The sequence below is a fragment of the Mycobacterium sp. NGS68 genome (assembly GCF_059812195.1).
This window is the reverse complement of record NZ_JCALCE010000001.1, coordinates 348,239-372,299: the sequence shown is the minus strand read 5'-3', so window position 1 is coordinate 372,299 and position 24,061 is coordinate 348,239. Positions and strand designations below refer to the sequence as shown.

Below are 24,061 nucleotides of genomic sequence, written 5' to 3'. Positions count from 1 at the left end.
CGCGCATAGAGATCACAAGCTCACGCGCGCTTATTCATTGCTCCGTCGATAACTGTTCACTTAGCCAGTTAGATGTGCTGTGTAATTGGAAGAGAACATGAAACATGTTGTGAATCAATATATTTAGAGTTTGACATGAATCATTTGGCGATTGCTGGAGCGCGCTCTAAACTTTGCCGCTCAATCGACAGCTCGACGCGTCGGTCGTGAATTACGCTGCCACAATGAGTTTCGTTTGAGCGCCTTCGGACCCGGCGATGAAATTTCGGGTCGCGCCGGCTGCCGAGTCCCGACCGGTCGGCATATCAATCTCATGTCGTATATGAAATTGATATGCCGGAAATGCGTTCTAGAACGCGCGGACCCCACACCATGCCGCGAGCGCGTCGGCGAGCCCGTCTTGGGAGCCCTCCCCCACCCACGCCACGTACCCGTCGGGCCGGATCAGTACGGCGTCGGGGACGCTGACCGCCCCGAGCAGGGGAAGTTCCCAGCGTCCCACCGGGCGCACGTCGACCGCTCGAACACGACCGGCCCGTCCGGTGCCGCCGAGGCCGCCGGGCGTACCGAGGTTGAGCAGCACCGGTCGGGCATCGTGCAGCAGTCCGAATACCCGCAGCGGACCGTCGTCGGCAATCAGGTCGAGATCGGGAATGCGGCGCCCGACCAGCGGGTGGCGCCCGCCCAGCTCGTAGTGGATGTCCAGCCCGGACATCATCGCGGCGAATCGCCTGCGCGGTTCGTCCATGCCAAGAAGTTCCGTGACGGTGCCACGCAGCGCCCTGGTCCGGTCGTCGGGGCGCAGCAGCGCCATCTGGGCCAGCGCGTTGCGCAGCACGCGCGCGGCGACGGGGTGCCGTTCGGCGTGATACGTGTCGAGGAGGCCTTCGGGTGACGTCCCCTTCACCACCTGGGCCAGCTTCCAACCCAGATTCACGGCGTCCTGCACGCCGGTGTTCAGTCCCTGTCCGCCGACCGGGTGATGCACATGTGCGGCGTCGCCCGCCAGCAGGATTCGTCCGGCGCGGTAGGCCGCCGCCTGGCGCGCCGCATCGGTAAATCTGAAAATCCAAGTGGGACTGTGGATCCCGTAGTCACTGCCGTAGGCGGCGACGAGCGCCTCGCGCAGCTCGCCCAGGGTGGGCTCGGTGCCACGGCCGAGGCGCCGTTCGGTCACCATGACGCGCACCGCGTCTCCATCCTCTGACGCGTTGAGCGAATGTACTCCGAGGGCGTCGTGGCGGATGCCCCACTGCGGGGAATCGCCCGCCGTGAGGTCCATCGCGACCTCGGCGAGCAGGTAGCTCGTCGTCGGATCCCAACCGTGGAAGGCGATCCCGGCCGCCTTGCGTACCGGGCTGCGCCCGCCGTCGCAGCCGACCAGGTACTGCGCCCGCAGGACGCGCCCGCCCGCCGTTTCGACGTCTACACCGGTGCAGTCCTGGCGGACACCCGTCACCACGTGCCCGCGATAGACCGGCACCGCCAACTCACCGACCCACTCGGCCAGGATGCGCTCGATGTGGTTCTGCCACAAAGCGAGTCCGTACGGATGGCGGGTGGGAAAGTCGCTGATGTCCAGCCGAATCTGGGCGAACCCGGCGACCTGCGCCACCTGTCCCTGCGCCAGGAACCGGTCGGCGATTCCGCGTTGATCGAACACCTCGATGGTGCGCGCGTGCAGTCCGCCGGCTCGCGTACCGATCACGCTTTGGTCGGCGCGCCGCTCGACGATCGCGACATCGACGCCCGGCAGGGCCAACTCGGCCGCCAAGACCATCCCCGTGGGGCCCGCACCGGCGACGATCACGGCATGGTCGGGCGTCGACTCGACAGACATTCGCAACCCCCCGGTTGGCTGAATTATGGCTTCGGCCAGCGATTTTGCAGCACGACCCCGGTCTTGCCGCAAGCCCCCGGGTGCGGTATAGGTTGAAGTTGAGGCGCTTGGCGGGCGTCAATCTTCGACAGTCCGGCATCGGCGCTTAGCGCACCCACCTAAGATACGGCCACGACGACCCGCGCTGACCAGTGCGAACCGCGTCCGTAGCTATAGGAGGCACAGTGGCCGAATCAGCGAAGCGGCTCGCCCCGCTCGACATGATGTTCCTGTACGGCGAGACGCCGAGCACCATGATGCACGTCGGCGGACTGATGCCGTTCACGCCGCCGCCGGACGCACCGCCGGATTTCCTGCGTCAACTGCTCGACGAGACGAAGCTGGAAAAGGTCGTCGCGCCGTGGAACCGCAAGCTCGCCCATCCCACGCTGCTCTACCGGCCGGACCAGGCCTGGATTGTCGACGAGCACTTCGACCTCGACTACCACGTCCGACGCTCTGCGCTGGCCAGCCCCGGTGACGAGCGGGAGTTGGGAATCCTGGTGTCCCGCTTGCACAGCAACGCGCTGGATCTGCGGCGGCCGCCGTGGGAGGTGCACTTCATCGAGGGACTGGAGGGCGGCCGGTTCGCGCTCTACGTGAAGATGCACCACTCGTTGGTGGACGGCTACACCGCCACCAAGATCCTGCGGAAAAGCATGTCCACCGACCCCAACGACACCGACACCCCGCTGTTCTTCAACATCCGTGGGCCGCAGACCAGGCCTGCCAAGAAGCCTGACGGCGAGGACGGTGACGGCGGCATCCTGAGCAATGTGACAGGGGCCATCAGCGCGGTGGGCGGAGCGATCGGCTTCGTCGCCGGCACCGTCGGTTCGGCCTATGACCTCACCCGGGCCGTGATCAACACGCAATTGCGACCTGGCGACGACCACCGGGATCTGGTGACGTCCTTCCAGGCGCCGCACTGCATCCTCAACAAACGCATCAGCCGGAACCGCCGCTTCGCCACTCAGCATTACAAGGCCGAGCGGCTCAAGGCGATCGGCTCCAAGCGGGATGCCACCCTCAACGACGTGGCCTTGTCGATCATCGGAGGCGGTCTGCGGGCATTTCTCGACGAACTCGGCGACTTGCCGGACAAGTCGCTGATCGCGTTCGTGCCGGTCAACGTCCGCGCCAAAGACGACGAAGGCGGCGGCAACGCCGTCGGCGCGATGCTGGCACCGCTGGGCACCGACATCGCCGACCCGGTCGAGCGCCTGGACGTCGTTTCCAAGTCCACCCGCGCGACCAAGAACGAGCTCCGCAAGATGAGCAAGAACGCAATCCTCGCCTACAGCGCAGCGATCATGGCGCCCGGCGGGCTGCAAGTGGCGAGCGCGCTGACCGGGGTGCGGCCGCCGTGGCCGTTCGCGTTCAATCTGTGCGTCAGCAATGTGCCCGGCCCCAAAGACGTGCTCTACCTTCGTGGCAGCCGGATGGAAGCCAACTACCCGGTGTCCATCCCGGCGCATGGCATGGCGCTCAACATCACCCTGCACAGCTACGCCGACAACCTGGACTTCGGCTTCGTCGGATGCCGCGACGCCCTGCCGCACTTGCAGCGCCTCGCCGTCTACACCGGCGAAGCCCTCGACGAGCTCGAGGCCGCGACGTGACCGGCACGCAAGTACCCGGCGGGGTGGTCCACAAGCTGCCGAAGGACCTCCGCGAGGCGCTGATCGCCAACGCCACGGCGCTGACGGCCTGGAAGGACATCACGCCGCTGGCACGCAACGAGTTCATCTGCTGGGTCGAAGACGCCAAGCAGGACAAGACCCGCGAGCGGCGCATTCGCCGAACCCAGGAGGAGCTGGAGGAAGGGCTGCGACGGCCTTGCTGCTGGCCCGGGTGCAAACACCGCGAGCGCAACGGCAGGTAGCCGACCATGGGCAGGACACCCGAGCTGGCGCGACGCTTCTTCGATCGCTTCGAGCCGGTGCACGCGGTGACGTACTTCGCGCCCGAAGCGGTCGCGGCGTTCGACGGGCTGGGTTACCGCGGCTTCTGGATGGGCTACTTCGCCGCCCGGTCCGCGCCGTTGGGCCCGGTGCCGGTCGAGGTGGTGACGGCGCTCTTTTACAACTTCACCCCGGAGCGGGTCGCCAAGGCCCTCCCCGCGGCGTGGCAGATCGCCGGTCCCGAGGCCGCCCTGGGCGCGCGGCTGGAGTCCGCTGTCGCGGCGCTGCGCCGCTACGGCCTCGGTGATTCCGAAAACGTCCGTGTCGCGGCGGAATTGGCGGGGAAGGCCGCGCGGACGGCGCCGCTGGACGGGCGGCCGCTGTTCGCCGCGAATCTGGCGCTGCCGTGGCCCGACGACCCGCTTGGCGCGCTGTGGCATGCCGTGACGCTGCTGCGCGAGCATCGCGGCGACGCGCACGTGGCGGTGCTGGCCGCCGCCGGTGTCTCCGGCCGGGAGTCCAACGTCTTGCACACCGCGGCGGGCCGGGTCACGCGCGCCTTCATGGCCCGCGGCCGCGACTACGACGACGCGTCCTGGCGCCGCTACGAACAACGGCTGTGGGTGCGGGGCCTGCTCGACGACGGAGGGGCGCTGACGACGGCCGGGCGCGACCTGAAGGACCGCATCGAGTCGACGACCGACACATTGGCCCTGTCGGCGCTCGACGCGCTCACCGACGACGAGGTCGAGGCGCTGTTCCAGGCGCTCACGCCGATTACCCGGGCAGTGGTGGCGGGCGGTGACGTTCCTGCCGTCACCCCGATGGGCGTGCGTCGCGACGAATTGCACGACGGCAGTGCGCATTTGGCGACCTAGGGCAGGTGCCGGTTGCCCGCTGATGGGATTTGATTGCGCGACAAGCTGTCGCGCAGAGGTGGGCAAAAGGCCAAATGTCGACTTTCTTGTGGCGCGTGGACCTCGTGCTACCAATATTGCGCCGCGGTGATTGAGCGCCTTCGCACGCGCGGCTGCCGTCGCGGTCGTTTTCACCCTCGACGAGCGGGCGCCCGCGGCGTGCCCTGACCGCTACTGCCAGGCGAATACCGGTTGCTCGAACTCGTCGACCGGCTCGTGACGTCCTTCCAGGCACAGCCATCGAAGTTGCAGCAGGACGGCGCCCGTCGGCGCGTGGATCAGATCGTTGCCCAACGGGATCTGTACGACGGGCCGGGGGCTTTCCGGGATGGCGATGAAGCGCGGCGAGTCGGGCCGCTGCAGTTGGTGCAGGCCCACCCGGTAGGCCGCCAGCACCTCGTCGGGGGCGGGCCGGGGGTCGAGTCGGCCGCCGCCCCACAGCACCACCGGCGTGATGATGTAGCCGGATCGCGTCGGGTAGTCGTCGAGCAGGCCGAGCACCGCCGAATCGGGTAGCCGGATGCCGAGTTCCTCGTCCAGCTCCCGCAGCGCGGCGTCCACTGCGGCCTCACCCGGATCCAGGCGGCCGCCCGGCAGCGCCCACTGGGCGGCGTGTGAGGTTAGCCGAATCGTGCGGCGGCACAAGAGGAACGCGGCGCCGCCGGAGACGTCGACCATGTGGCCGTTGAGCAGCTCCGGCATCGGCCGGCCGCCGATCCATTCGTCGACCGGCGCGGGGTCCACCCTGTCCTCGCCAACCTCGGAGTCCACCAGCACGACCGCCACGGCCGCGTGCCGCTTGGTCGGATCGGTCACCGCCCGGCGGTCGTGACCCGCCAGATGCGCGCGGATCTGCTCACGCAGCGCATCGTCATACATGATCGTCACCGTTCGACCATAAGCGGCGCCCCTCGCGGCAGGAACACAGTTAACCCAACCCAACTGACCGGGGAGGTTGATCGAAACGATGGTCGTTCGTGGCAACGACGCCCCGAAAAGGTATGTCAGCACGATATGTCCGACCACGCCGTCGACCCGTTCGACTGGCTGCAGGACGGCGCGCACCTCGACGTCGACCGGCTGTCAAAGACCACCGCTACTTGCGGGATGTGAACTGACCGACTGACACCTCGACGGGGACATCAAGCGGATACGCGTCGGCCAGCTGCTCGTGGACATGCTCGGTCAACGTGTCACGCTCCCCGTCGGCCACCTCGAACACGAACTCGTCGCCGACCTGCAGCAAGATCCGCGATGCCAGGTCGGCGTCCTTGATCGCCCGGTCGACGTTGACCATCGCGACCTTGACGATGTCGGCGACGCTGCCGTCGATCGCCATCGCCACGGCCGCGCGCTCGGCGTCCGCACGCGCCTGCCGGTCACGGCTGTCCAACTCGGGCAGGTAGCGCCGACGGCCCAGCAGGGTAGTGGCATATCCAAGCTCGCGAGCCTCGTCGACGACCCCGGGCAGCTGGGCGATGACCCCCGACCGCAACTGGCTGTAACCGGCCACCATCAGCTCGGCATAACCGTCGCCCGCCACGAACGCGTCGCGACGGATCGCCGCGTCGTGCAGGTCGGGCTCCGACGACGAGATTCTGCCGGTGGCCGCGCCGGTCTGATGGAACGTGGCGTGGACGCGACCGTCGGCGCCCATCCAGTCCAGCAGATCGTCCACGCCGCCCGATTCGCGGTCCACCGCGATGCCCACGGTCTCCATCTCGGTCAGCACCCGCTGCACCGGCAGCTCCAACCGACTCAGCAGCGACGACGAGTCGATGCGTGCCAACTCCTCGTCCAGCACGTCGGCGAGGTCGAGCACCGCGCAGCCCCGCAGGATCAGCGATTCCACCGAATACTGCTGCTGTGCAACGGCTTCCGTGGGAAGCGCGCAGCGCGTGTGGTGGATCAGCAAGTCGTTGAGACCCGGGCTGTGCCGCTCCGGACGCAACAGGTAGGCGGCCAGCGCGGTATCGGAGGTGACGCCGCGCAGCGTCCAGCCGCTGCCGGCCAGCACGTGCGTCGCCGCCTTCGCGTCGTGCACGGCCTTGGGTGGGCCGGGGTCGGCGAGCCACGATGCCAACGCCGCCTCGTCGTCGTCGGTCAACCGGGCGACGTCGATGAAGCGGCCATCCCCGTCGGCCGCCACGATCGCCAGCGCCGCATCGACGACGGCCAGGCCAAACCGATTGCCCAGGCTGTGCTCGGCCAGCCAGGCGGCCAGCTCACCGTCCTGCAGCGCGCGTCCGCGTACGTCGAAAGAATTCGACACGACACCCATCCTTGGCCATGATTTGTCAACCACGGCAGTGGGGTACCAGTACGTGAGGACGCGCCCGGCGCCGCTGCGGCACTCGCGTCGCCTGCGTAGTCTCGAAACGGTACCGACGACGAAAGATTGACCACCATGAAGGCAGCGGTCACCCCCGAAGCCGAAAATGCGATCTCCGACATCGCCCAGCGCCATGGACTGTCCCGCGAGGCGGTGCTGGCCATGTTGTTTGCCCTGCACACCGGCGGCGGCACCATGGCCCAGTTCTCGATCCCCGAGCTCGGCGGCTCCGGGCAGTGGATGCGGGGCGGGATGACGATGGTCGGCGACATGTTCGACAACGCGCTCAAGGCGCGCGTCGATGCGCTGTGCAACGAATTGGCTCGACTGATCACCACGACCACCGTGTTCCGCGGCCCATCCGCGCAGTCGCAGGCGCAGGGCGGGTTCACCGGCGCCAACTGGTGGCCGGCCGACCTCGGTGTGCCCAGCTCGACGGGCGGCCAGAACGACGCGCGCTACGCCGTCTTTCCGGGCACGCGGCGGCTGGCGATCCAGATCGGCGGTGACACGAAGATTTTCGACACCGGCGAACATCAGATCGGCGGCGTGCAACAGCAGCAGGGCGGCGGCTCCGGATCGGTGAGATTCACCAGCCAGCTCGGGACGTTCGACGTGTCGAGTCTGCGTGAGCTCGGCGCCCGGCAGGTCGCCGAAACGCCGACCGCGGCACCCGCCCCGCAGTACCGGTCCGAGCCGGCTTCCAGCGCCGGGGAATCCGGCTCCGGGGATTCCGGGGCCATTATCGCGGCCATCGAGTCGCTGGCCGGCCTGCGTGAGCGCGGCATTCTGTCCGACGAGGAGTTCGCCGCCAAGAAGGCCGAGCTGCTCGCCCGGCTATGACCGGCCATCGGCGTTCATACGGCGCGCAAAACTACCGTGACCGTTGTCTTTGACTTCGACATGAACTGACGTCCTCCCCTCACCCCGCTGTCGCCGGATCCGCTTAGGTGGGACTTATCGGCCGCAACAGGGAGGTCTGCAAGTGATCGCGAAGCTACTCGTCGGCGCGGCTATCGTGCTCGGCACCGCGGTTGTGGGACCGTCGGCCACGGCGGACCCCGGCACGCCCGACATCCATGCGAACCCGTTCGGAAGCCTGGGTTGCAGCTGCCAGGAAGCAGATCTGACCGGAAGCTACGTACCCGGCGCCGAGGTCGATCGAGGAATCCTTGCCGGTGCGCATGGCGGGGCACCCTCGGCGGCGCCGATCCCGCAGTAGCGGCGTTCTCCCCGATATCATCGGGGCCATGACCGCGGCACAGCGAGGCCCCAGAAAGGCCCCCGGTGGCGCGTAGCCACGGATGGTCGGGAAACGCGCCCAAGTCCGACGAGGAGGCGATTACCCGGATCCTCGACGCCGCCGACGAAATCATCGCCGAGCGTGGGTCCGCCATGCGCATCGCCGACGTCGCGCGCGCTCTCGGAGTGACGCGCCAAACCGTTTACCGATACTTCCAGGGCACCGAAACGCTGCTGCTGTCGGCGGCGATGCGATCCGGGGACGGTTTTCTCGAGCAGCTTGCCGACCACGTGCGGGGCGAAGTCGACCCGGTCCGCGCGATCGTCGAAGGCGTGGCCTTCGCCATCGAGCGCCTGTCCGAGAACGAACGAATCCGGTTCCTCCTCACCACCAGACAGCGTGGCGAAGCGAGCGCCTCGCTCACGTCCGACACCGCCTTGGCGTTCAGCCGCTCGATGCTGCATCGCTACGACGTGGACTGGGAAGCCAACGGTTTCGACGACGCCGCCCTCGACGAGCTGTCCGAATTCTGTCTACGGGTGCTGTACTCGTTCCTCGCCGACAGCGGTCAGGGACGCCGCAGCGGGCAGGAGCTACGGCGGTTCCTGGCGCGCTGGATCGGGCCGGCCATCATCTACCCCCGCTTCGCCGGAGCGTTGGATTCGCTGACGACGGTCGCCAAGCCGGCGCCTCGCCGGCGCCGCCCGGCGTCTTGACCTCCACCGCTGGTTCGGCTGACGCAACCGCACCTACCAAGCGTTCAACGGTAATGGTTACAGTTGAGGCCGACGGCCACCCTGCAGACGGAGGATTTTATGGCTGGACAGATCCCGTTGGTCGACTATCTCGTGCTCGACGACGGCGCGCCGCACCTGGTCGCGCAGGAATGCACCGCGTGCGGCGCCCGGTACTTTGACCGACGCAACGCCTGCGCGGGTTGCTTCGCGGCCGACTTCAAGACGGTGCCCGTGCCGACCGAGGGCACAGTGCGCACGTTCACGATCGTCACCTTCGCCGCGCCGGGGATCCCCGTCCCGTTCGTCGCGTCGGTGGTCGACTGCGACGGCACCCAGGTCCGGGCCAACCTGGTCAACGTCGAGCCCGATCCCGAGCACGTGCGCGACGGGATGAAGGTTCGCCTGGCCACCTTCCCGATCGGCACCGACGCGGAAGGCACCGAGGCCATCGGCTTCGGCTTCGAGCCCCTCACCTAACCCCCACACAAACGAGGAGCAGCGACGATGAGCGCCAGCGACGACATCTGGATCCTGGGCATCCGCATGACCAAGTTCGGCAAGCACCCCGACCGCGACACCGTCGACCTGGCGGCCGAGGCCGCGACGGGCGCGCTTGCCGACGCGGGCGTGACCATGGCCGACATCGGGGTGCTGGCCGCGGGCAACCTGATGGCGGCCAACGCCGGGATCGGCCAGCAGCTGCAGAAGCAGATCGGCCAGACCGGCATCCCGGTCTACAACGTGGCCAACGCGTGCGCCACCGGGGCCACGGCGCTGCGCACCGCGATCATGGCGGTGAAGGCCGGCGAGGTCGCGTACGGCCTGGCCGTCGGGGTGGAGAAGCTGTCGGGCGCCGGGCTGCTCGGGGCGGGCGGCGCCACGAAGAAAGACGCCGACGTATGGACACCCAAGGGCCGCTACGGCGCCGTCGCGCCGGTCGACGGCCGCATCGGCACCGAAGCCATGCCCGGGGTGTTCGCCCAGATCGGCACCGAATACGGCCACAAGTACGGCGGCACCAGTTTCGAGTTGTTCGCCAAGATCAGCGAGAAGAACCATGCCCACTCGACACTGAATCCGCTTGCCGCCTACCAGAAGCGCTTTACCCTCGAACAGATCATGGGCGACGTCATGATCGCCTACCCGAACACCCGGGCCATGTGCTCGGCCAACTGCGACGGCGCCGCGGCCGCGGTGGTGTGCAACGGCGAGACGCTGAAATCGCTGTCGCTCGAGCAGCGTCGGCGCGCGGTCAAGGTGTCGGCCTCGGTGCTGACCACCGACCCCTACGAGGCCGGCTGCCAGGTTCTGCCCAACGTCAACACGCTGACCCGCAACGCCGCCAAGACCGCCTACGAGCAGGCCGGGGTCGGGCCCGGCGACCTCGACCTGGTCGAGCTGCACGACTGCTTTGCCACCGCCGAGCTGGTGCACTACGACAACCTGATGCTGTGCGACGAGGGCGATGCCGCCGACTTCTTCAACTCCGGCGCCACCTGGCGCGACGGCACCACCCCGGTCAACGTGTCCGGCGGCCTGCAGTCCAAGGGCCACCCCATTGCGGCCACCGGCATCGCCAACATCTGGGAGGTCTGCCACCACCTGCGCGGCGAGGCCGGCGACCGTCAGATCGAGAACGCCAGGGTGGGCCTGGCCCACGTCATCGGCCTCGGCTCGGCCTGCGGGGTGCACATCCTGGAAAAAGCGGCGGTGTAGTTCGACCGGGACTGCCTGCCAAATTTGGCTAGGTGCGAGACTCCCACGCCCGCAGGCACGCTCGCGTGCGCCGGCCGCCCTCGGGCGACGGGTCGAACGCGATACAGACGAACTCGTCCACACCGGCATCGCGGAGCTCGTCGAGATGGCGCCAGACGGTCTCTTCGTCACCGATCAACGCCGCGTCTTCCGGGCCGGCGAAACCCTCCCGGTCGAGCATGGCCCGGTAGGACGGCAGGTGGCCGTACATTGCGAATTGCTGAGCTGCGCGCGACCGGGCGGCGTCGACGCCGCTGGTCACGCTCACCGGCAGCGCGGCGGCAACCGCGACCGATCCATCGGTGCGCCCCGCATCGGCAGCGGCCGCCCGCAGCGTCGGTCCGACGTGGTCTCGCAACGTCTTTGGGCCAGTCATCCAGGTGATCGTGCCGGCGGTGCGGCGGCCGGCGACCCGCAGCATCTGCGGACCGAGCGCGGCGACGTATACCGGCGGGGTCGGCGCGTCGGGGATCTGCAGGCCGCCCCTGGTCGTGACCAGCTCGCCGGGGGCATCGGCGTGCTCCTTGGCGAGCAGGGGCAGCAGGCCGTCGAGGTATTCGGACAGCCGCTTGACCGACCTGTCCCACGAGATGCCCCACATTCCCTCCGTCACCGCCCGGTGGGTGACACCGATGCCGAGCGTGAACCGTCCGCCACCAATGATGTTGAGCGTCAACGCACGTTGCGCGAGCAACGTCGGGTGCTGGTTCTGGATGGGCAGCACCCCACTGGCTACCTCGATATCGGGAACCTCGCGCAACCCTACGGCCAGGACGGTGAGCAGGTCGACGTCGAAAGGCATTTGCGTGAACCACAACCGTGCGAACCCCTCGTCGCGGGCCTGGGTCATGTCGCGGACACAGGATTCTATCGGCGACCGGTTGTCGAGGCCGGTGATCAAGCTGATCTTCATGGTGGGCCTTTCGCTGGGGGTGAGTGCGCGGCTGAGTTCGGTCTCGGTGCGATCAACCCTGGAGGGCGGCCTGCTGCGACGCCAGGGCGGCCGCGCTCAGGCGGGCGAATTCGTCGGCCTCCTCGGAATCGAGTGCGGCCGCGAAGATTTCGGCCATCCGTTGGTTGGTCTCGTCTTCGACCTCGGCGTAGCGGTCCTTCTTGTCCGCGCCGTCGGCGAACGGCTCCGGCCAGCCGAACATCGAGGTGTACTCGCGGCCCTTATTGAGCATGTGCGCTTCCACCGGGCTGATGCCCGAGTCGGTCAGGACGTTGAAATGCACGCCGGCACGCAGTTCCCGCAGGATGAACATCACCTGCAGAGCCCGCGCGGGGGCGTCGTCCGCCAACGGCATGGTGCGCCAGCCCGCGTACAGCGGTAGGCTCGCGTCGCCTGGCGTCGCCGCGATGATCTTCTCCCCCAGCGCGGCGAGGCGATCCAGGCCTTCCGCGCCTGCGAGATGGCGGCGGCCGAACCCGGCGGTCTGCGTCCAGTAGAGTTCGGCGGCGCCGTCGGCGCCGCGCACGGCGACGCCCTCTTCCCACAACGCGCCGAGGCCGTTCGGCTCGAACACCGCGAACGCCGCGCTGACCTCGTCGCCGGTGACGTCGCCCAGCACGCCGCCGCGGCCGGCGACATACCCCGCCAGCGGGTTCTGGTAGCCCGCGGAGACGCTCTCGGCGAGTGTCTCCGGGTGCAGCATGAACACCGCCACGGCCTGCTGGATCGGTGTCCCAGCTGCGCGCGCGGCATCCAGCATCTGGCTATCGCTCATCTCGATGCTCCTCTGCGGGTTGATGGTTGGTGGAATCGTCAGACCGGGGCCACGCGGTCGGCCCACGGCAGCGCGCGCTCGAGCTGGGCCGCCAGCCGGATCAACAGCGACTCGCCGCCCAGCGGCGCGACGAACTGCACGCCGAGCGGCACACCGCCCGCCGTCCAGTGCAGCGGAAGCGAAATCGCCGGGCGGCCAGTGAGATTCGCCAGCTGGGTGTAGGGCACCCAGCCAAGGTTGTCGTCGACCATGTCGTCGACGATCTTGGTGTAGCGCAGGAAGCGGGCGGTGCGCGTCTTGAGCAGCGCGTCGGATGCGCGCTGTAGCACGACCGGCAGGTCGAATTCGCCGATCTTAGGCGGCGGCGTCGCCAGCGTGGGGGTCAGCAGTAGGTCGTAGGACTCGAAGAATGTGCTGAGCCGACGAGTGTGCTGGTGCCGCCGCTCGACGGAGTCCACGTAGTCGACGCCGCGGGTCGCTCGGCCCAGCGCGGCCATGATCAGGGTGTCCCGCTCGAACGACTCGTCGCCCGCGCCGGTCAGCCGCTTGGCTTCGTCGACGTCCCAGGCCAGGTGGACGAACCAGGTGAGCAGGAAGTCCCGGGCGAGGGCGGCGTCGTCGTACGGCGCCTGCGGCAGTTCGTCGACGTGGTGGCCGAGCTCCGTCAGCGCCCGTACGGCCGCTTCGACGGCCGCGAACGCTTCGGGGTCCGGGGTGGGATTGATCGCCGACGGCACCCGCACGCCGATGCGCAGCGTGCCCGGATCCTCGTCCACGCAGGAGGCGAGCGGCGCCGACGGCAGCGCCGGCAGGTACGGCCCGAATGTTTCACCGCCGCAGATGACGTCGAGCATGGCTGCCGTGTCGCGCACCGAGCGGGATACGACGCCCTGCACCGCCGCACCGTGCATGGATTCGCCGCTCACCGGCCCCATGGGCGTCAGGCCGCGGCCGGGTTTGAGGCCGACCAATCCGCAACACGCGGCCGGGATGCGTATCGATCCGCCACCGTCGTTCGCCCCCGCGCACGGCACGATTCCCGCCGCGACCGCGGCCGCCGAACCGCCCGAGGACCCACCCGGTGTGCGCTGCAGGTCCCAGGGATTGCGTGCCGGACCCCAGGCCACCGATTCCGTGATCCCCTTCGCCCCGAACTCCGGCAGGTTGGTCTTGCCGAAGATCACCAGGCCGGCGTCGATCCAGCGCTGGACCACCGTCGAATGCTCGGCCACCGGCGTCGACATCAGCGACCGTGAACCCTGCGAGCTGGGCAGCCCTGCGTAGTCCTGCGCGAGGTCCTTGATCAGGAAGGGCACACCGGTGAACGGTCCGGCGGGCGCCTCGGCGGGGCTGGCAGGGACGTCGCGCACGATGGCGTTGATCCGCGGATTCACCGCGGTCGCCCGCTCGCGGGCCAGCGTGAGCAACTCCGCCGCGGTCACCTCCTTGTCGGCGACCAACGCCGCCAGCCCGGTGGCGTCGTACTTGCGGTACTCGTCGAAGTTCACGCTCTGACCGTAGGCCAGGTTCGGCAAGTTTCGAAGGGGCCGCTTCGGGAGATCCCTACGGGAAGCAATTACCGACACTCCGGAAAGGTCTCGCGTGGATCAGCCAGACAAGAGCAACCCGGCGCCGGTGCCCAAGGACGCCCGAGAGGCCACCGAATCGCAGCGCGAGGAGGAGGCGCAGCTGGAGCAACCGAACGACGACCCGGATGCTCCCGCCGCGGGCCAGACGCACCGCGAGATCGCAGACGAGAGCACGCGCTAGCGCGCTGTGCCGAGGCGAACAGGTTGATGCCGGTGGCCTCGGTGCGCACCTCGAAAGGGGCGGCCGCGAGTTTCGACCGGCGGAACTAGTCCGCTACTGCATTGGGTCGGATCGCGTGCCCGCGGTCAGCAGATTTCCTCTGGGCGGCCGCGTCCGACTCGCCTCCGCCGAGGGTGCGGCGGCTGCGGGGGCTGCGCCCATTGCGCGCCACTGGCGTCGAACAGTCGGCCGATCTCGTCGATGTGCATGTCGGCGAGGTCCCACACGTCGGGTACCAGGTCGCGGTCGACAATGAAGCCGAAGTCGAGGCGGTCGAGGTAACTCACCACGGTGATGTTCAGCCCCTGGCCGTCGGTGACGATCGACACCGGAAACTGATGGCACAGTTGGGCTCCCGCGAAGTACAGCGGCTGGCGCGGTCCAGGCACGTTGGAGACCACCAGGTTGAACGGCGCGGCGATGCGGTCGGCGAGCCGCAGTCGCGACGCGAGCCGCACGGCCGATGTCGCCAGCACGGGGGCCGAGAACTGGGTGAGATCGACCAGTTCGTCGGCCGGCACCAGGTCAAGGGTGCGCTTGGCGTTCTGCATCGCCTGGCTGCAGCGGGCGACGCGTTCCAGCGGGTCGGCGCAATCGGTGGGCAGCTCCGCGACCAGGCCCGAGACGCGGTTGGTCCAGGGGTCGTCCTCGTCGCCGGTGCGGATGGACACCGGCACCATGGCCCGCAACGGGCGGTCGGGCAGCGCATCGTGCGACAGCAGGTACTGGCGCAGCCCGCCCGCGCAGATGGCCATCACGATGTCGTTGACGGTGCCGCCGGTGGCGTTCTTGAGTGCCTTGATGTTGTCCAAAGACGTTGTCCGCATGGCGAATCTGCGATGTCCCGTGATCGACTTGTTCCACGGGGTCGGCGGGGCCTGCGTGGTCGGCAACTTGATGCGTGGCCCGTCGGAGCGGCCGAGCCGAGCGACGGCCTTGACCGCCGACCCGGTCTGGCTGGCCGCGCTGCCCACGCTGTTGATGCCGGCCGTGTCGGCGAGGCTGCGGATCAGCCGCGCCTGAACGCGCAGCGCCCTGACGGGATTCAGGGCCAGCCGGGTCGCGGTGCGCCGCAAGAGGTCCACGGTGCTGGGCAGAGCTTCGGCGTCCCAGGGCGGGCTGTCGCCCGGCGGCGGGGCGTCGGGGTCGGGATCGGTCATGATCTGCAGCATGAGCTGCCCGGCGGCGCCGTCGATGGTGGCGTGGTGGTACTTGGTGAGCAACGCCCAGCGTCCGCTGTGCAAGCCGTCGATCACGTAGACCTCCCACAGCGGCCGGGTCCGATCCATCGGGCGCCCGACGATTCGCGAAACCTGTTCGGCCAGTTGGTCGACCATGCCCGGCTTGGCCAGGTGAATCTCCCTGATATGGAAGTCGAGATCCAGGTTGGGGTCGGCCACCCAGTAGGGATGGTCCAGCCCCAACGGCACCTCGACGAGGCGGCGGCGTAACGGTTCGAGTTCGCCGACCATCGAGGCGAACTTGGCGTAGACCGCCGTATACGGGTCGTAGTCCGCGCTGGGCCGCTCGAAGATCATCAGGCCCGTGACGTGCCCGAAAGTCGTCGCCGTCTCCATGTGCAGAAACGTGGCGTCCAGCCCGGATAGTTGCTTCACGGGTCGCTCCTTCGGTGATCAGCTTTCCGCGTTCGCCTCCCACTATGCAACATATTGGAATATGTTGCATAGTTGCGGCTCCTAGGAGATAGCTCACACCCAAAGTCGATGCCCGTCGGTCGGCGGCACCTATCCGCGCTCGATGGCGCTCTGTAAGTGGTTTGTGCACAGCGCTTCTCAATGGCATATTCGCTATCGTGGCGCGTTCTCACGCGCACCGTGATACGCAACGTTTGATAATGTGTTGCACACGCCCCGGAACGGAGGGCGCCGATTCCGCAGGAGGTGCATGATCAGCGGAACACCCTTAAGCCGCATGCTGGCCGAGGAACGGAAGCCGGACGCGTTGACCGCGTTCCGCATCGCGCGGAGATGGTTTATGGCCGGACGTCGCATCGAGATGCGGGAGCTGGCCGCCGAACTGGGCGTCAACCGTGCGACCCTGTTCCGCTGGGTGGGCGGCCGCGACGAACTCCTCGGAGAGATTCTGTGGTCGCTGGCAGAGCCGACGCTCGCGGCGGCGGTCGACGCGTCCGACGGTGACGGCGCACGGCGCATCACCGGGGCCGTCGGCCGCTTCGTGACCATGCTCGACAACGCCGACTATCTCCGTGAGTTCGTCCGGCGCGAGCCCGAACGAGCGCTGCGAATCCTGACCACACGCGCGGGCACGATCCAGGCGCGCCTGGTGGACGCGATCGACGCGCTGCTGAGCGCCGAGGTCGCGCAGGGCAACCTGCATACACCGCTTCCGCCGCACGACTTGGCCTACCTGATCCTGCGGATCGTCGAGTCCTTCCTCTACGCCGAGTTCATCACCGGCGAGAAACCCGACATCGCCATGGCCGAGTTGGCGGTCGGGGCACTAGTCGGCCACGAGAATTGTGTCAGCACAGTTCGTGGTGATGAGACCGGTTGCCGCCCAGACGTTTAGCCTGGTACATCGCGGCATCCGACGCGGTGATCAACCCCTCGAGAAGTGCCTGGTGCTCGCCGGGGGTCACTTCCTCGAGGCGGGCGCACGCGGTACCGATGCTGGCGGTGACACCCGTCGTCGACGCTTCGATCGCCCGGCACACCTGCGCGGCCAGCGGCTCGGCGTTGCAGGCCGGGGCGGTGGCGGCCAACAGGAATTCCTCTCCGCCACTACGCGCCACCACCGCCTGGTTGTCGGCGACCGCCAGCAGCGCCTGGCCAACCTGGACCAGCGCGTGATCGCCGGCGGCGTGACCGCGGTTGTCGTTGAGGGCTTTGAAGTTGTCGAGGTCGATCAGCATGACCACCAGGTGGGTGTCGATGCCCCTGCGGGCCAGAATCATCCCCAGTGCGTTGTGCTGAAACGTGCGGCGGTTGAGCAGGCCGGTCAATGGATCGCGGTCGGCACGCAGCAGGTCACCCGCCATGGCGCGGACCAGGATTCGGATAGCCAGCGGCAGGGCGATGTTGACCTCCAGCACCAGCCACAGATCCACCCCGGCCAGGCTCGGATGGCCTGCCGCCACCAGCCGCACCGCCTCGAAGACGCCGACGGCGGCGGCCACCGCGAAGTTGTAGAGCACGAATGCGGTCGTGTGGAAGAACGCGATGTACGCGCCGAACGTCGCAAAGGCGATGCACCCGATCAGCGCCGCCAGCGGGTTCGGGTGCGCCAGGCAGGCCAGCGCGACGGCCGTGTTGCACGTCACGGCAAACGCCACCGACTGAACGCGCGTCGGCCAGCGCCACGTCCACAGCAACACGCCGGCCACCCCGCCGCCGACGGCGGCCCACGTCATGGCGACCGGGACCGACCCGCGCGGACCGTCGGAGCCGGCGAGCAACGCGAGAAGGCACAACACCATCGACGCCGCGATGAACGCCATCAGGCCCCGGGTCGCGCCGCCGATGCCTCGCGCCGCCAGATAGCCGGAGAGCCAGTCATACTGATCGGCCCGCCACCACCGGCTAAAGATCGTGGCCATCATTGACTCCCAATCGCTACCACCGATATCTAGCCGACCATGCAATTATTGCCGAGTTGCCCAGATAGTTCCGCGCATGCCATAAATGCCGACACCAGGGCCGTCGCGCCGACGCTGACATTTCGGCAAATACCTTGCCACCTTTCGCCCCTCCGACCTGCGGTGATTCGAATTTTGCGGCCGGAGCGACGGAAGAATTTCGCAAGCTGCCCAGAGCATCCCTTATCCGAACGGCCGACGGGGCGCCGCCTTATGGAGATGGACGCCGCAAGGTTGTCGATGATGACCGTCGTACCCGCGAAATCTGCCGATTAATCTGCTAGCACGGCGGCCGCTCTGGTATTCGCCGAGTCGGGCGCAGAGGGGGACACATGACAGGAAAGTACGACAACATCTCGCCGGGCGGCCCCTGGGCGCCGCCGCCCGCGCCACCCGCGCCGCCCCAGAAGCGGTCGGTCGGCAAGCGGATCCTCACGACAGTGATCGCGATCGCGTTGATGATCGGGGTGAAGATCGGCGTGCACGCGGTGCTGGGCCACCACTCTCATCATTCGGCGGACAACGGCTTCGACTACGCCGTCGGCACCTGCTTGGACTTCTCCAAAGCCAGCAGCTTCGTCAAACCCGGCGACGTGCACGTGGAGCCATGCTCGTCGCCGGCGGCGCTGGCGAAGGTCGCGAAGAAATACAGCGGCACCAAGAACTGCCCCGCCGGCAACTACGGGACCCTGGAGGGCGGCGGCAGCGGACTCTGCCTGCAGGACAACCTGACCGTCGGCAGTTGCTACCGCGAGGCCCTGCTCTCCCACATGTTCAAGCTGTCCGAATGCACGCCTGGCTTCACCGATCCGACGTACAAGGTCGCCCTGCGGCGCGACGGGGTCAACGACCCGGGCTTATGCACCGGCGAGCAAGTGGCGGTGAACTTCCCCGAGCCGCCGCTGACCTACTGCCTGGACGCCCTGCTGGTCAGACACTAGTCGCCGAGCGCGACGTCGGTCTCACGAGTCCCGCGCGCCACAAGAAACCGGCATGTGGCTTTGCCGCCGCCTTCGAGGCCGGCAGGGTGGGTCAGCGAGTGGCGGACCTGCGCACCGCCAGGTCGACGGCGGCGACAACCAGGTCGGGCTGGTGGACCTGCACGAAATGGTCGCTGTCGGTGGCCACGAAGTGCGGGGTCTGCGGCCGCAGCGCGACAAGATCCGACGCACCTTGCCGCCATGCATCTTCCAGCTTCGCGCCCAGCTCGGGCGGGACCGTCGGCGGAATGCCGAAAGGCTTGGTCCTGGTCAGCACCACGGTGGCGATCGGCGGGAACGCGGGCGCGGCCGCTACCTGTGCGACGCTCTTGTCGATGTCGATCACCTCGAACGAGGGCACACCGACGAACTGCGGCAACGGGCCGTCCAACTGCTGGCGGTAAGCGGGCCAGTCGGATCCCATCAGGTCCGGTATCTCGACGGCGAAAGCGTCTACGAACACCACCGCCCGCACCTGCTCGGCGTGGGTTTGGGCGTACAGTCGCGCGATCAACCCGCCGAGCGAGTGCCCGACGAGGATGTACGGGCCGGGAAGGCGTGCCGCCTCGAGCATTGCGTGCAGATCGCCGACCACGTCCTGCGCCGTGCGCGGCATTGCGGCCGGTGAACTGCGGTCACTGAGCACGGGCGGCTCGGAACCGCGCAGGGTGCCTGAGCGGTCATAGGCGCAGACGCGGTGCTCCCGGGCAAGGGCGGGCAGCACGGCGGGTCCTACTGCCGGCGCGGTGGCGTCGGACTGGCTCCACGGATCCGAAGAGTTGTGGTAGCCGGACTCCAAAATGATTGTCGGCCCGCCCTTCCCGCGACATTCCAGGTAGAGGTGCCGGCCATTGCCGATCTCGATCGGCCCGCGGAAGTCGCGGTCCGACGCAGGTGCGGGCTGGCCGGTAACGGGGTGCGCGCCGCAGCCCGCGAGCGCCAGCATTCCGACGGATGCCAGAAATTTCCGCACTGCGCGCATCGCGCCATTGTGCACGTCCGCAGCCGTGGTTTCAGCCGGCGCCCTTGCCGTTGTCGACCCGGTAGACGGCGCCGTGGACGGCGGCGGCGTCGTCGCTGGCCAGAAAGGCGATCACGGTTGCCACGTCGCGCGCTTGCATCATGCCGCGCGGTGACGCCGTGCGCATGATCAAGTCGTAGTTGGGGTTCTCCGGTGCGCTGAACTGCTCGATCTGTGGGGTCAGCATGCCACCGGGGCAGATTGCGTTGACGCGCAACCGATCCGCGGTGTACTCGACGGCCAGCGCGCGGGTCAGCCCGATCAACCCGTGTTTGGCCGAGCAGTAGCCCGCCGAGTACGCCTGCCCCTCGACGCCGGCGATGGAGGCGACGTTGACGATGTTGCCCCCGCGGTCCAGCAGATGCGGCAACGCGGCACGGCACAGGTAGAAGGGCCCGTTCAGGTTGACCGCGAGGTCTTGCTCCCAGTCCTCGTCGCTCATCGACTCCGTCCGACGCATCGTGTGCCGCCCGGCGATGTTGATCAGCACATCGAGCCCGCCGAATTGCGCGACACATTCCTCGACCGCGTCACGGCAGGCCTGCGCCGACGCGACATCCACCGATGCGTATCCGCCGGGGTCGATGTCGGCGAACACCGCCGCCAGCCGATCCTCATCCCGGGCGATGCCGAAAACCGTTGCGCCCCGCCGGGATAACAGCCGCGCCGTTTCCGCGCCCAGGCCCGACGACGCACCTGTCACCAACGCGACCTTGCCCTGCAATGCTGCCAACAGTCTGCCTTTCGACTTCCTCAGGGCAGCATACGCACGTCAGGCAAAGGCGGGAGCGCGGTCGATCACCGTCGCGTCGGTCTTGGCCACCACGTCGTCGTAACCAGTCCCCGGGGCCAACTCCACGACCTGAAACGCGTCGCCGGTGACGTCGAACACCCCGAGGTCGGTGATGACGCGGCTGACCACGGCCTTGCCGGTGAGCGGCAGGTTGCAGGCCGATACCAGTTTGGCCGCACCGGATTTGGCGACGTGATCCATCAAGACGACGACACGCCCGGCACCGTTGACCAGGTCCATCGCACCGCCCATGCCTTTGACCATGGAACCGGGCACCATCCAATTCGCCAGGTCACCGTTGGCCGCCACCTGCATGCCACCCAGCACCGCGACGTCGACGTGGCCCCCGCGGATCATCGCGAAGCTGGTCGCCGAGTCGAAGTAGGACGCACCCGCCACGACGGACACGGTCTGCTTGCCGGCGTTGATCAGGTCCGGGTCGACGTCGTCGTCGTAAGGAAAGGGGCCGACGCCGAGGATCCCATTCTCGGAGTGCAGAGTGACGTCGGAGCCGACGGGAAGATGGTCGGGGATCAGCGTGGGCAGCCCGATACCGAGGTTGACGTAGTCGCCGTCGCGCAACTCCCGCGCCGCGCGTGCGGCCATTTCGTGACGGGTCCAACTCACAGCACGGCCTCCTTGATCGACCGTGGCCGCGGGCGTGTGGTGCGCTTCTCGATGCCTTTGCGGCCGGCCTGTTCTGGGGTGAGGGCGACGATGCGCTGCACGAAGATGCCCGGCAGGTGGACATCGTCGGGGTGCAGCCCGCCGACCTCGACGACTCGTTCGGCCTCGACCACGGTGGTCCTTCCGGCCATGGCCGCCGGTGGGTTGAAGTTGCGTGCGGCGGCGTGGAATACGCAGTTGCCCGCCCTATCGGCCACCGCCGCGCGCACCAGCGCGTAGTCGGTAACGATGGACTCTTCGAGCAGCATCTCGCGACCGCCGAACAGCCGCACCTCTTTCGGAGGGGAGCTGACGGCGACGCTGCCGTCCGGGTGATACCGCCACGGCAGGCCCCCGTCGGCGACGGGAGTGCCGACGCCGGTCGGAGTGAAGAACGCGCCGATGCCGCTGCCGCCGGCGCGCAGCCGCTCGGCGAGTGTGCCCTGCGGAGTCAGCTCGACGGTCAGCTCGCCGGACAGGTATTGCCGTGCGAACTCCCGGTTCTCGCCGACATACGACGCGACCACGCGGCTGATGCGGCCGGCCTCCAACAGCAGGCCCAACCCGCCGCCGTCGACGCCGCAGTTGTTGCTGACGATGGTCAGGTCGCTGGCGCCCTGTGCCAGCAGCGCATCGATGAGGAACCACGGGATGCCGGCCAGTCCGAAACCACCGACCGCAAGGCTTGCGCCGCTGGGTATGTCGGCCACCGCGTCGGCGGCGGAGCCGAAAACCTTGTCGAGGGTCATGAGTCCTCCAAGTGGGCGATAACGGCGGGTGTGACGATGTCGGGCCGCTCGGCGTTGGCCAAATGCGCGGCCCCCTCGACGACCAGCAGCCTCGAATCCGGGATGCCGGCGACGATCGCCTGGAGCTTCGCGGGCGGGGTGGCGGGGTCCTCGGCGCCGGCTATCGCCAGCGTGGGCGCGGTGATGTTCGAAAGCTCTTGACGCAGGTCCGTGCTCGCGATCGCCTCGCAGCATCCGGCGTAGCCGTGCGCCGCAGTGCCCGCCACCATGCGCTCATGGGCGGTCCGGACGTCCGGATGCGCGCTCAGGTACGCCGGCGTGAACCAGCGCTCCACCACCGCCTGGGCCACCGCTCCGGACCCGTTGGCGCGCACGGTGTCTGCGCGCTGCAGCCAGGCTTCCGCCGGGGGCAGGTCCGCGGCGGTGCACAGCAGGACCACCCGGTCGACCCGGTCGGGGTGGCGGGCGGCCAGCCGCATGGCGGTCATCCCGCCCAGCGACAGGCCGACGACGTGGGCGTGCGCTACGTGCAGGCGGTCCAGCAGCGCCACCACGTCGTCGGTCAGGTCGTCGATCGTGTAACTGCCGTCGGGAACCGGCGAATCACCGTGTCCCCTGGTGTCGTAACGCACTACCCGGAAACGCTCGTCGAGCGCCGCCAGCTGGGCGTCCCACATCCGGTGGGTGGCGCCCAGCGAATTGGACAGCACCACCACGGGCCCGTCCGCGCGGCCGGTGACGACCGCGTGCACCTCGCACTCGCTCATGGACGCCTCACTGGTGGATGTCGGACGGGTGGGCCGCCAGCGGCGTGACGTGGATGTCCATGTACGGAAACAGCGGCAGCCTGGAGATGAGTTGGTGGAGTTCGTCGTTGGAATCGACATCGAACACCGAGAAGTTCGCGTATTCGCCGACGATGCGCCAGATGTGCGGCCACTTGCCCGCCCGTTGCAGCCGCTGCGAGTAGGCCTTCTCCGTGGCGATGAGTTCGTCGCGCCGCTGCGGGTCGAGGTCGGCCGGCAGTCGGACCTGCATGTGCACGTGGAACAACATCAGGGCCGCTCCGGGTCCAACACGAAGTTGTAGGTGATCGTCTGGGTGCCGTCGCCCCGGTCTTGCGGGTCGAGCATGAGGTCGGGTTTGACGGCTGTCGCAATGTCGTCGCCGTTGTGCGGGTCACCCGGGAAATAGAGCTGGGCGGTGAGCAATTCGTGGCCTGGCGCGGAGACCTTGACGTGCAGGTGCGCGGGGCGCCAGGCGTGCCAGCCGGCGGCGGCGATCAGTTTGCCGCACGCGCCGTCGGTCGGGATCTGGTACGGCGCGGGACGCATCGTGGTGATGCTGAACCTGCCGTCGGGTCCCGTCGTGAAGGTGCCGCGCAGGTTCCACTCGGGCAGCCCGGGCGCGAACTGCGAATAGAAACCTTCGGCATCGGCGTGCCACAGTTCGACCTTGCCCGCCAAGGGCTTTCCATCGGTTGAGGTGATCCGCCCCTCCCAGACGAGGGGCGTGCCCCCCTCGGCTTCCCGCATCGGGACGGCGCCGACGGGGCCGCGTTCCGGTGCGTTCGGGACGTAGTACGGGCCTTCGATGCTGCCCTTGTTGCCCGCACGATGATCGGTGGCGACGTCTTCGACGACGTGCTCGACCCACACGTCGAGGAACAGCGGCCACTCGCCGTCGGCGCCCACCTGGATCAGCCACGCCTTGAGGGCGTTGTACTCGTCGTAGGTGACCCGGTGGCGCCGAATGGTGTCGTGCACGGCCGCCAGCACCTCGCGGGCCAGTGCGTCCACCCGTTCGGGCGGGGTGTCCTTGACGGCCTCGAAGGGTGACTTGTCGCTGTGGAACCGCTGGGTGGCCGAGGCCCCGGACGCGGCGGCCGAAGCCCGTTCGACAGTGGTCATTGTTCTCTCCCTACTCCGTTGTG

At 68.2% G+C, this 24,061-nt stretch carries 25 protein-coding genes and 1 pseudogene; 11 read left to right on the top strand and 15 right to left on the bottom strand.

Features of this window, described 5'->3' with window-relative positions:
• Positions 1 to 349: 349 nt before the first annotated feature.
• Entirely contained in the window at positions 350 to 1,840 is a 1,491-nt protein-coding gene (locus AC5Y5V_RS01645; RefSeq protein WP_499930841.1) for an FAD-dependent monooxygenase, read from the bottom strand.
• A 224-nt stretch (positions 1,841 to 2,064) separates the two neighbouring features.
• Here AC5Y5V_RS01645 and AC5Y5V_RS01640 point away from each other — a divergent pair, with 224 nt between their 5' ends.
• The 3 genes from AC5Y5V_RS01640 to AC5Y5V_RS01630 are packed head-to-tail and all read left to right on the top strand — an operon-like array spanning position 2,065 to position 4,661.
• Complete coding sequence (locus tag AC5Y5V_RS01640; protein ID WP_499930840.1) at positions 2,065 to 3,501, top strand: WS/DGAT/MGAT family O-acyltransferase; 1,437 nt, start codon at positions 2,065 to 2,067, stop codon at positions 3,499 to 3,501.
• The gene (locus tag AC5Y5V_RS01635; RefSeq protein ID WP_499930839.1) at positions 3,498 to 3,764 is read left to right on the top strand and encodes a YdeI/OmpD-associated family protein; all 267 of its coding nucleotides are present in this window, start codon (positions 3,498 to 3,500) and stop codon (positions 3,762 to 3,764) included. Before AC5Y5V_RS01640 ends, AC5Y5V_RS01635 begins: the two co-directional genes overlap by 4 nt.
• Before the next feature lie 6 nt (positions 3,765 to 3,770).
• Entirely contained in the window at positions 3,771 to 4,661 is an 891-nt protein-coding gene (locus AC5Y5V_RS01630) for an SCO6745 family protein (RefSeq protein ID WP_499930838.1), read from the top strand.
• A gap of 210 nt (positions 4,662 to 4,871) precedes the next feature.
• Here the strand turns inward: AC5Y5V_RS01630 and AC5Y5V_RS01625 are convergent, their stop codons facing one another.
• Together AC5Y5V_RS01625 and AC5Y5V_RS01620 are read right to left on the bottom strand one after the other, a co-directional pair.
• A complete protein-coding gene (locus AC5Y5V_RS01625; protein WP_499930837.1) occupies positions 4,872 to 5,588 on the bottom strand; it encodes an NUDIX hydrolase in 717 nt (238 codons plus the stop codon).
• A gap of 208 nt (positions 5,589 to 5,796) precedes the next feature.
• Positions 5,797 to 6,972, bottom strand: a pseudogene (locus tag AC5Y5V_RS01620) (DNA polymerase); the annotation flags it as partial.
• Positions 6,973 to 7,107: 135 nt separating this feature from the next.
• On the opposite strand from AC5Y5V_RS01620, the gene AC5Y5V_RS01615 reads away from it, so the two are divergent.
• The 5 genes from AC5Y5V_RS01615 to AC5Y5V_RS01595 all read left to right on the top strand — a co-directional run bounded on the left by AC5Y5V_RS01615 (position 7,108) and on the right by AC5Y5V_RS01595 (position 10,728).
• A complete protein-coding gene (locus AC5Y5V_RS01615; RefSeq protein ID WP_499930836.1) occupies positions 7,108 to 7,875 on the top strand; it encodes an SHOCT domain-containing protein in 768 nt (255 codons plus the stop codon).
• A 142-nt stretch (positions 7,876 to 8,017) separates the two neighbouring features.
• Positions 8,018 to 8,254 (top strand): hypothetical protein, encoded by a 237-nt coding sequence (locus AC5Y5V_RS01610; RefSeq protein ID WP_499930835.1) that lies wholly within the window; start codon positions 8,018 to 8,020, stop codon positions 8,252 to 8,254.
• Positions 8,255 to 8,319: 65 nt separating this feature from the next.
• Positions 8,320 to 8,991, top strand: a complete 672-nt coding sequence (locus AC5Y5V_RS01605; RefSeq protein ID WP_499930834.1) for a TetR/AcrR family transcriptional regulator — start codon at positions 8,320 to 8,322, stop codon at positions 8,989 to 8,991.
• Positions 8,992 to 9,090: 99 nt separating this feature from the next.
• A complete protein-coding gene (locus AC5Y5V_RS01600; protein ID WP_499930833.1) occupies positions 9,091 to 9,489 on the top strand; it encodes a Zn-ribbon domain-containing OB-fold protein in 399 nt (132 codons plus the stop codon).
• 27 nt (positions 9,490 to 9,516) lie between these two features.
• Positions 9,517 to 10,728, top strand: a complete 1,212-nt coding sequence (locus AC5Y5V_RS01595) for a thiolase family protein (protein WP_499930832.1) — start codon at positions 9,517 to 9,519, stop codon at positions 10,726 to 10,728.
• A gap of 28 nt (positions 10,729 to 10,756) precedes the next feature.
• On the opposite strand, the gene AC5Y5V_RS01590 is transcribed toward AC5Y5V_RS01595, so the two are convergent.
• The 3 genes from AC5Y5V_RS01590 to AC5Y5V_RS01580 are packed head-to-tail and all read right to left on the bottom strand — an operon-like array spanning position 10,757 to position 14,002.
• A complete protein-coding gene (locus AC5Y5V_RS01590) occupies positions 10,757 to 11,680 on the bottom strand; it encodes a TIGR03564 family F420-dependent LLM class oxidoreductase (protein ID WP_499930831.1) in 924 nt (307 codons plus the stop codon).
• 52 nt (positions 11,681 to 11,732) lie between these two features.
• Positions 11,733 to 12,494: an SCO6745 family protein gene (locus tag AC5Y5V_RS01585; protein WP_499930830.1), complete on the bottom strand. Its 762-nt coding sequence runs from the start codon at positions 12,492 to 12,494 to the stop codon at positions 11,733 to 11,735.
• 38 nt (positions 12,495 to 12,532) lie between these two features.
• A complete protein-coding gene (locus AC5Y5V_RS01580; protein WP_499930829.1) occupies positions 12,533 to 14,002 on the bottom strand; it encodes an amidase in 1,470 nt (489 codons plus the stop codon).
• A 94-nt stretch (positions 14,003 to 14,096) separates the two neighbouring features.
• On the opposite strand from AC5Y5V_RS01580, the gene AC5Y5V_RS01575 reads away from it, so the two are divergent.
• Positions 14,097 to 14,264, top strand: coding sequence for a hypothetical protein (locus AC5Y5V_RS01575; RefSeq protein WP_499930827.1), 168 nt, complete (start codon positions 14,097 to 14,099; stop codon positions 14,262 to 14,264).
• Between the two features lie 125 nt (positions 14,265 to 14,389).
• On the opposite strand, the gene AC5Y5V_RS01570 is transcribed toward AC5Y5V_RS01575, so the two are convergent.
• Complete coding sequence (locus AC5Y5V_RS01570) at positions 14,390 to 15,919, bottom strand: WS/DGAT/MGAT family O-acyltransferase (protein WP_499930825.1); 1,530 nt, start codon at positions 15,917 to 15,919, stop codon at positions 14,390 to 14,392.
• Between the two features lie 289 nt (positions 15,920 to 16,208).
• Here AC5Y5V_RS01570 and AC5Y5V_RS01565 point away from each other — a divergent pair, with 289 nt between their 5' ends.
• Positions 16,209 to 16,853, top strand: a complete 645-nt coding sequence (locus AC5Y5V_RS01565; protein ID WP_499930823.1) for a QsdR family transcriptional regulator — start codon at positions 16,209 to 16,211, stop codon at positions 16,851 to 16,853.
• Here AC5Y5V_RS01565 and AC5Y5V_RS01560 read toward each other — a convergent pair.
• Positions 16,807 to 17,880, bottom strand: coding sequence for a GGDEF domain-containing protein (locus AC5Y5V_RS01560; RefSeq protein WP_499930821.1), 1,074 nt, complete (start codon positions 17,878 to 17,880; stop codon positions 16,807 to 16,809). The two genes, AC5Y5V_RS01565 and AC5Y5V_RS01560, sit on opposite strands and share 47 nt — an antisense overlap.
• A 371-nt stretch (positions 17,881 to 18,251) precedes the next feature.
• Here AC5Y5V_RS01560 and AC5Y5V_RS01555 point away from each other — a divergent pair, with 371 nt between their 5' ends.
• Positions 18,252 to 18,860: an LppU/SCO3897 family protein gene (locus AC5Y5V_RS01555; RefSeq protein WP_499930819.1), complete on the top strand. Its 609-nt coding sequence runs from the start codon at positions 18,252 to 18,254 to the stop codon at positions 18,858 to 18,860.
• 91 nt (positions 18,861 to 18,951) lie between these two features.
• Here the strand turns inward: AC5Y5V_RS01555 and AC5Y5V_RS01550 are convergent, their stop codons facing one another.
• The 7 genes from AC5Y5V_RS01550 to catA are packed head-to-tail and all read right to left on the bottom strand — an operon-like array spanning position 18,952 to position 24,038.
• A complete protein-coding gene (locus tag AC5Y5V_RS01550; protein ID WP_499930817.1) occupies positions 18,952 to 19,881 on the bottom strand; it encodes an alpha/beta fold hydrolase in 930 nt (309 codons plus the stop codon).
• A gap of 31 nt (positions 19,882 to 19,912) precedes the next feature.
• On the bottom strand, positions 19,913 to 20,653 hold the full coding sequence (locus AC5Y5V_RS01545; RefSeq protein WP_499930816.1) for an SDR family NAD(P)-dependent oxidoreductase: 741 nt from the start codon (positions 20,651 to 20,653) through the stop codon (positions 19,913 to 19,915).
• Between the two features lie 39 nt (positions 20,654 to 20,692).
• Positions 20,693 to 21,340: a 3-oxoacid CoA-transferase subunit B gene (locus tag AC5Y5V_RS01540; RefSeq protein WP_499930814.1), complete on the bottom strand. Its 648-nt coding sequence runs from the start codon at positions 21,338 to 21,340 to the stop codon at positions 20,693 to 20,695.
• Positions 21,337 to 22,128 (bottom strand): CoA transferase subunit A, encoded by a 792-nt coding sequence (locus AC5Y5V_RS01535; protein ID WP_499930812.1) that lies wholly within the window; start codon positions 22,126 to 22,128, stop codon positions 21,337 to 21,339. The genes AC5Y5V_RS01540 and AC5Y5V_RS01535 overlap by 4 nt, the downstream gene beginning before the upstream one ends.
• On the bottom strand, positions 22,125 to 22,895 hold the full coding sequence (gene pcaD / locus AC5Y5V_RS01530; RefSeq protein WP_499930810.1) for a 3-oxoadipate enol-lactonase: 771 nt from the start codon (positions 22,893 to 22,895) through the stop codon (positions 22,125 to 22,127). Before pcaD ends, AC5Y5V_RS01535 begins: the two co-directional genes overlap by 4 nt.
• A gap of 7 nt (positions 22,896 to 22,902) precedes the next feature.
• Positions 22,903 to 23,184 carry a muconolactone Delta-isomerase gene (gene catC / locus AC5Y5V_RS01525; protein ID WP_499930808.1) on the bottom strand — a complete coding sequence of 94 codons (282 nt, stop codon included), beginning with the start codon at positions 23,182 to 23,184 and terminating at the stop codon, positions 22,903 to 22,905.
• A complete protein-coding gene (catA, locus tag AC5Y5V_RS01520) occupies positions 23,184 to 24,038 on the bottom strand; it encodes a catechol 1,2-dioxygenase (protein ID WP_499930807.1) in 855 nt (284 codons plus the stop codon). Before catA ends, catC begins: the two co-directional genes overlap by 1 nt.
• Positions 24,039 to 24,061: the final 23 nt, after the last annotated feature.

Coding starts and splice junctions, on each gene's coding strand:
- AC5Y5V_RS01645 (WP_499930841.1), bottom strand. CDS start 1,840: ATGTCTGTCGAGTCGACGCCCGACCATGCCGTGATCGTCGCCGGTGCG.
- AC5Y5V_RS01630 (WP_499930838.1), top strand. CDS start 3,771: ATGGGCAGGACACCCGAGCTGGCGCGACGCTTCTTCGATCGCTTCGAG.
- AC5Y5V_RS01615 (WP_499930836.1), top strand. CDS start 7,108: ATGAAGGCAGCGGTCACCCCCGAAGCCGAAAATGCGATCTCCGACATC.
- AC5Y5V_RS01600 (WP_499930833.1), top strand. CDS start 9,091: ATGGCTGGACAGATCCCGTTGGTCGACTATCTCGTGCTCGACGACGGC.
- AC5Y5V_RS01595 (WP_499930832.1), top strand. CDS start 9,517: ATGAGCGCCAGCGACGACATCTGGATCCTGGGCATCCGCATGACCAAG.
- AC5Y5V_RS01590 (WP_499930831.1), bottom strand. CDS start 11,680: ATGAAGATCAGCTTGATCACCGGCCTCGACAACCGGTCGCCGATAGAA.
- AC5Y5V_RS01585 (WP_499930830.1), bottom strand. CDS start 12,494: ATGAGCGATAGCCAGATGCTGGATGCCGCGCGCGCAGCTGGGACACCG.
- AC5Y5V_RS01565 (WP_499930823.1), top strand. CDS start 16,209: ATGATCAGCGGAACACCCTTAAGCCGCATGCTGGCCGAGGAACGGAAG.
- AC5Y5V_RS01560 (WP_499930821.1), bottom strand. CDS start 17,880: ATGGCCACGATCTTTAGCCGGTGGTGGCGGGCCGATCAGTATGACTGG.
- AC5Y5V_RS01555 (WP_499930819.1), top strand. CDS start 18,252: ATGACAGGAAAGTACGACAACATCTCGCCGGGCGGCCCCTGGGCGCCG.
- AC5Y5V_RS01550 (WP_499930817.1), bottom strand. CDS start 19,881: ATGCGCGCAGTGCGGAAATTTCTGGCATCCGTCGGAATGCTGGCGCTC.
- AC5Y5V_RS01535 (WP_499930812.1), bottom strand. CDS start 22,128: ATGACCCTCGACAAGGTTTTCGGCTCCGCCGCCGACGCGGTGGCCGAC.
- pcaD (WP_499930810.1), bottom strand. CDS start 22,895: ATGAGCGAGTGCGAGGTGCACGCGGTCGTCACCGGCCGCGCGGACGGG.
- catC (WP_499930808.1), bottom strand. CDS start 23,184: ATGTTGTTCCACGTGCACATGCAGGTCCGACTGCCGGCCGACCTCGAC.
- catA (WP_499930807.1), bottom strand. CDS start 24,038: ATGACCACTGTCGAACGGGCTTCGGCCGCCGCGTCCGGGGCCTCGGCC.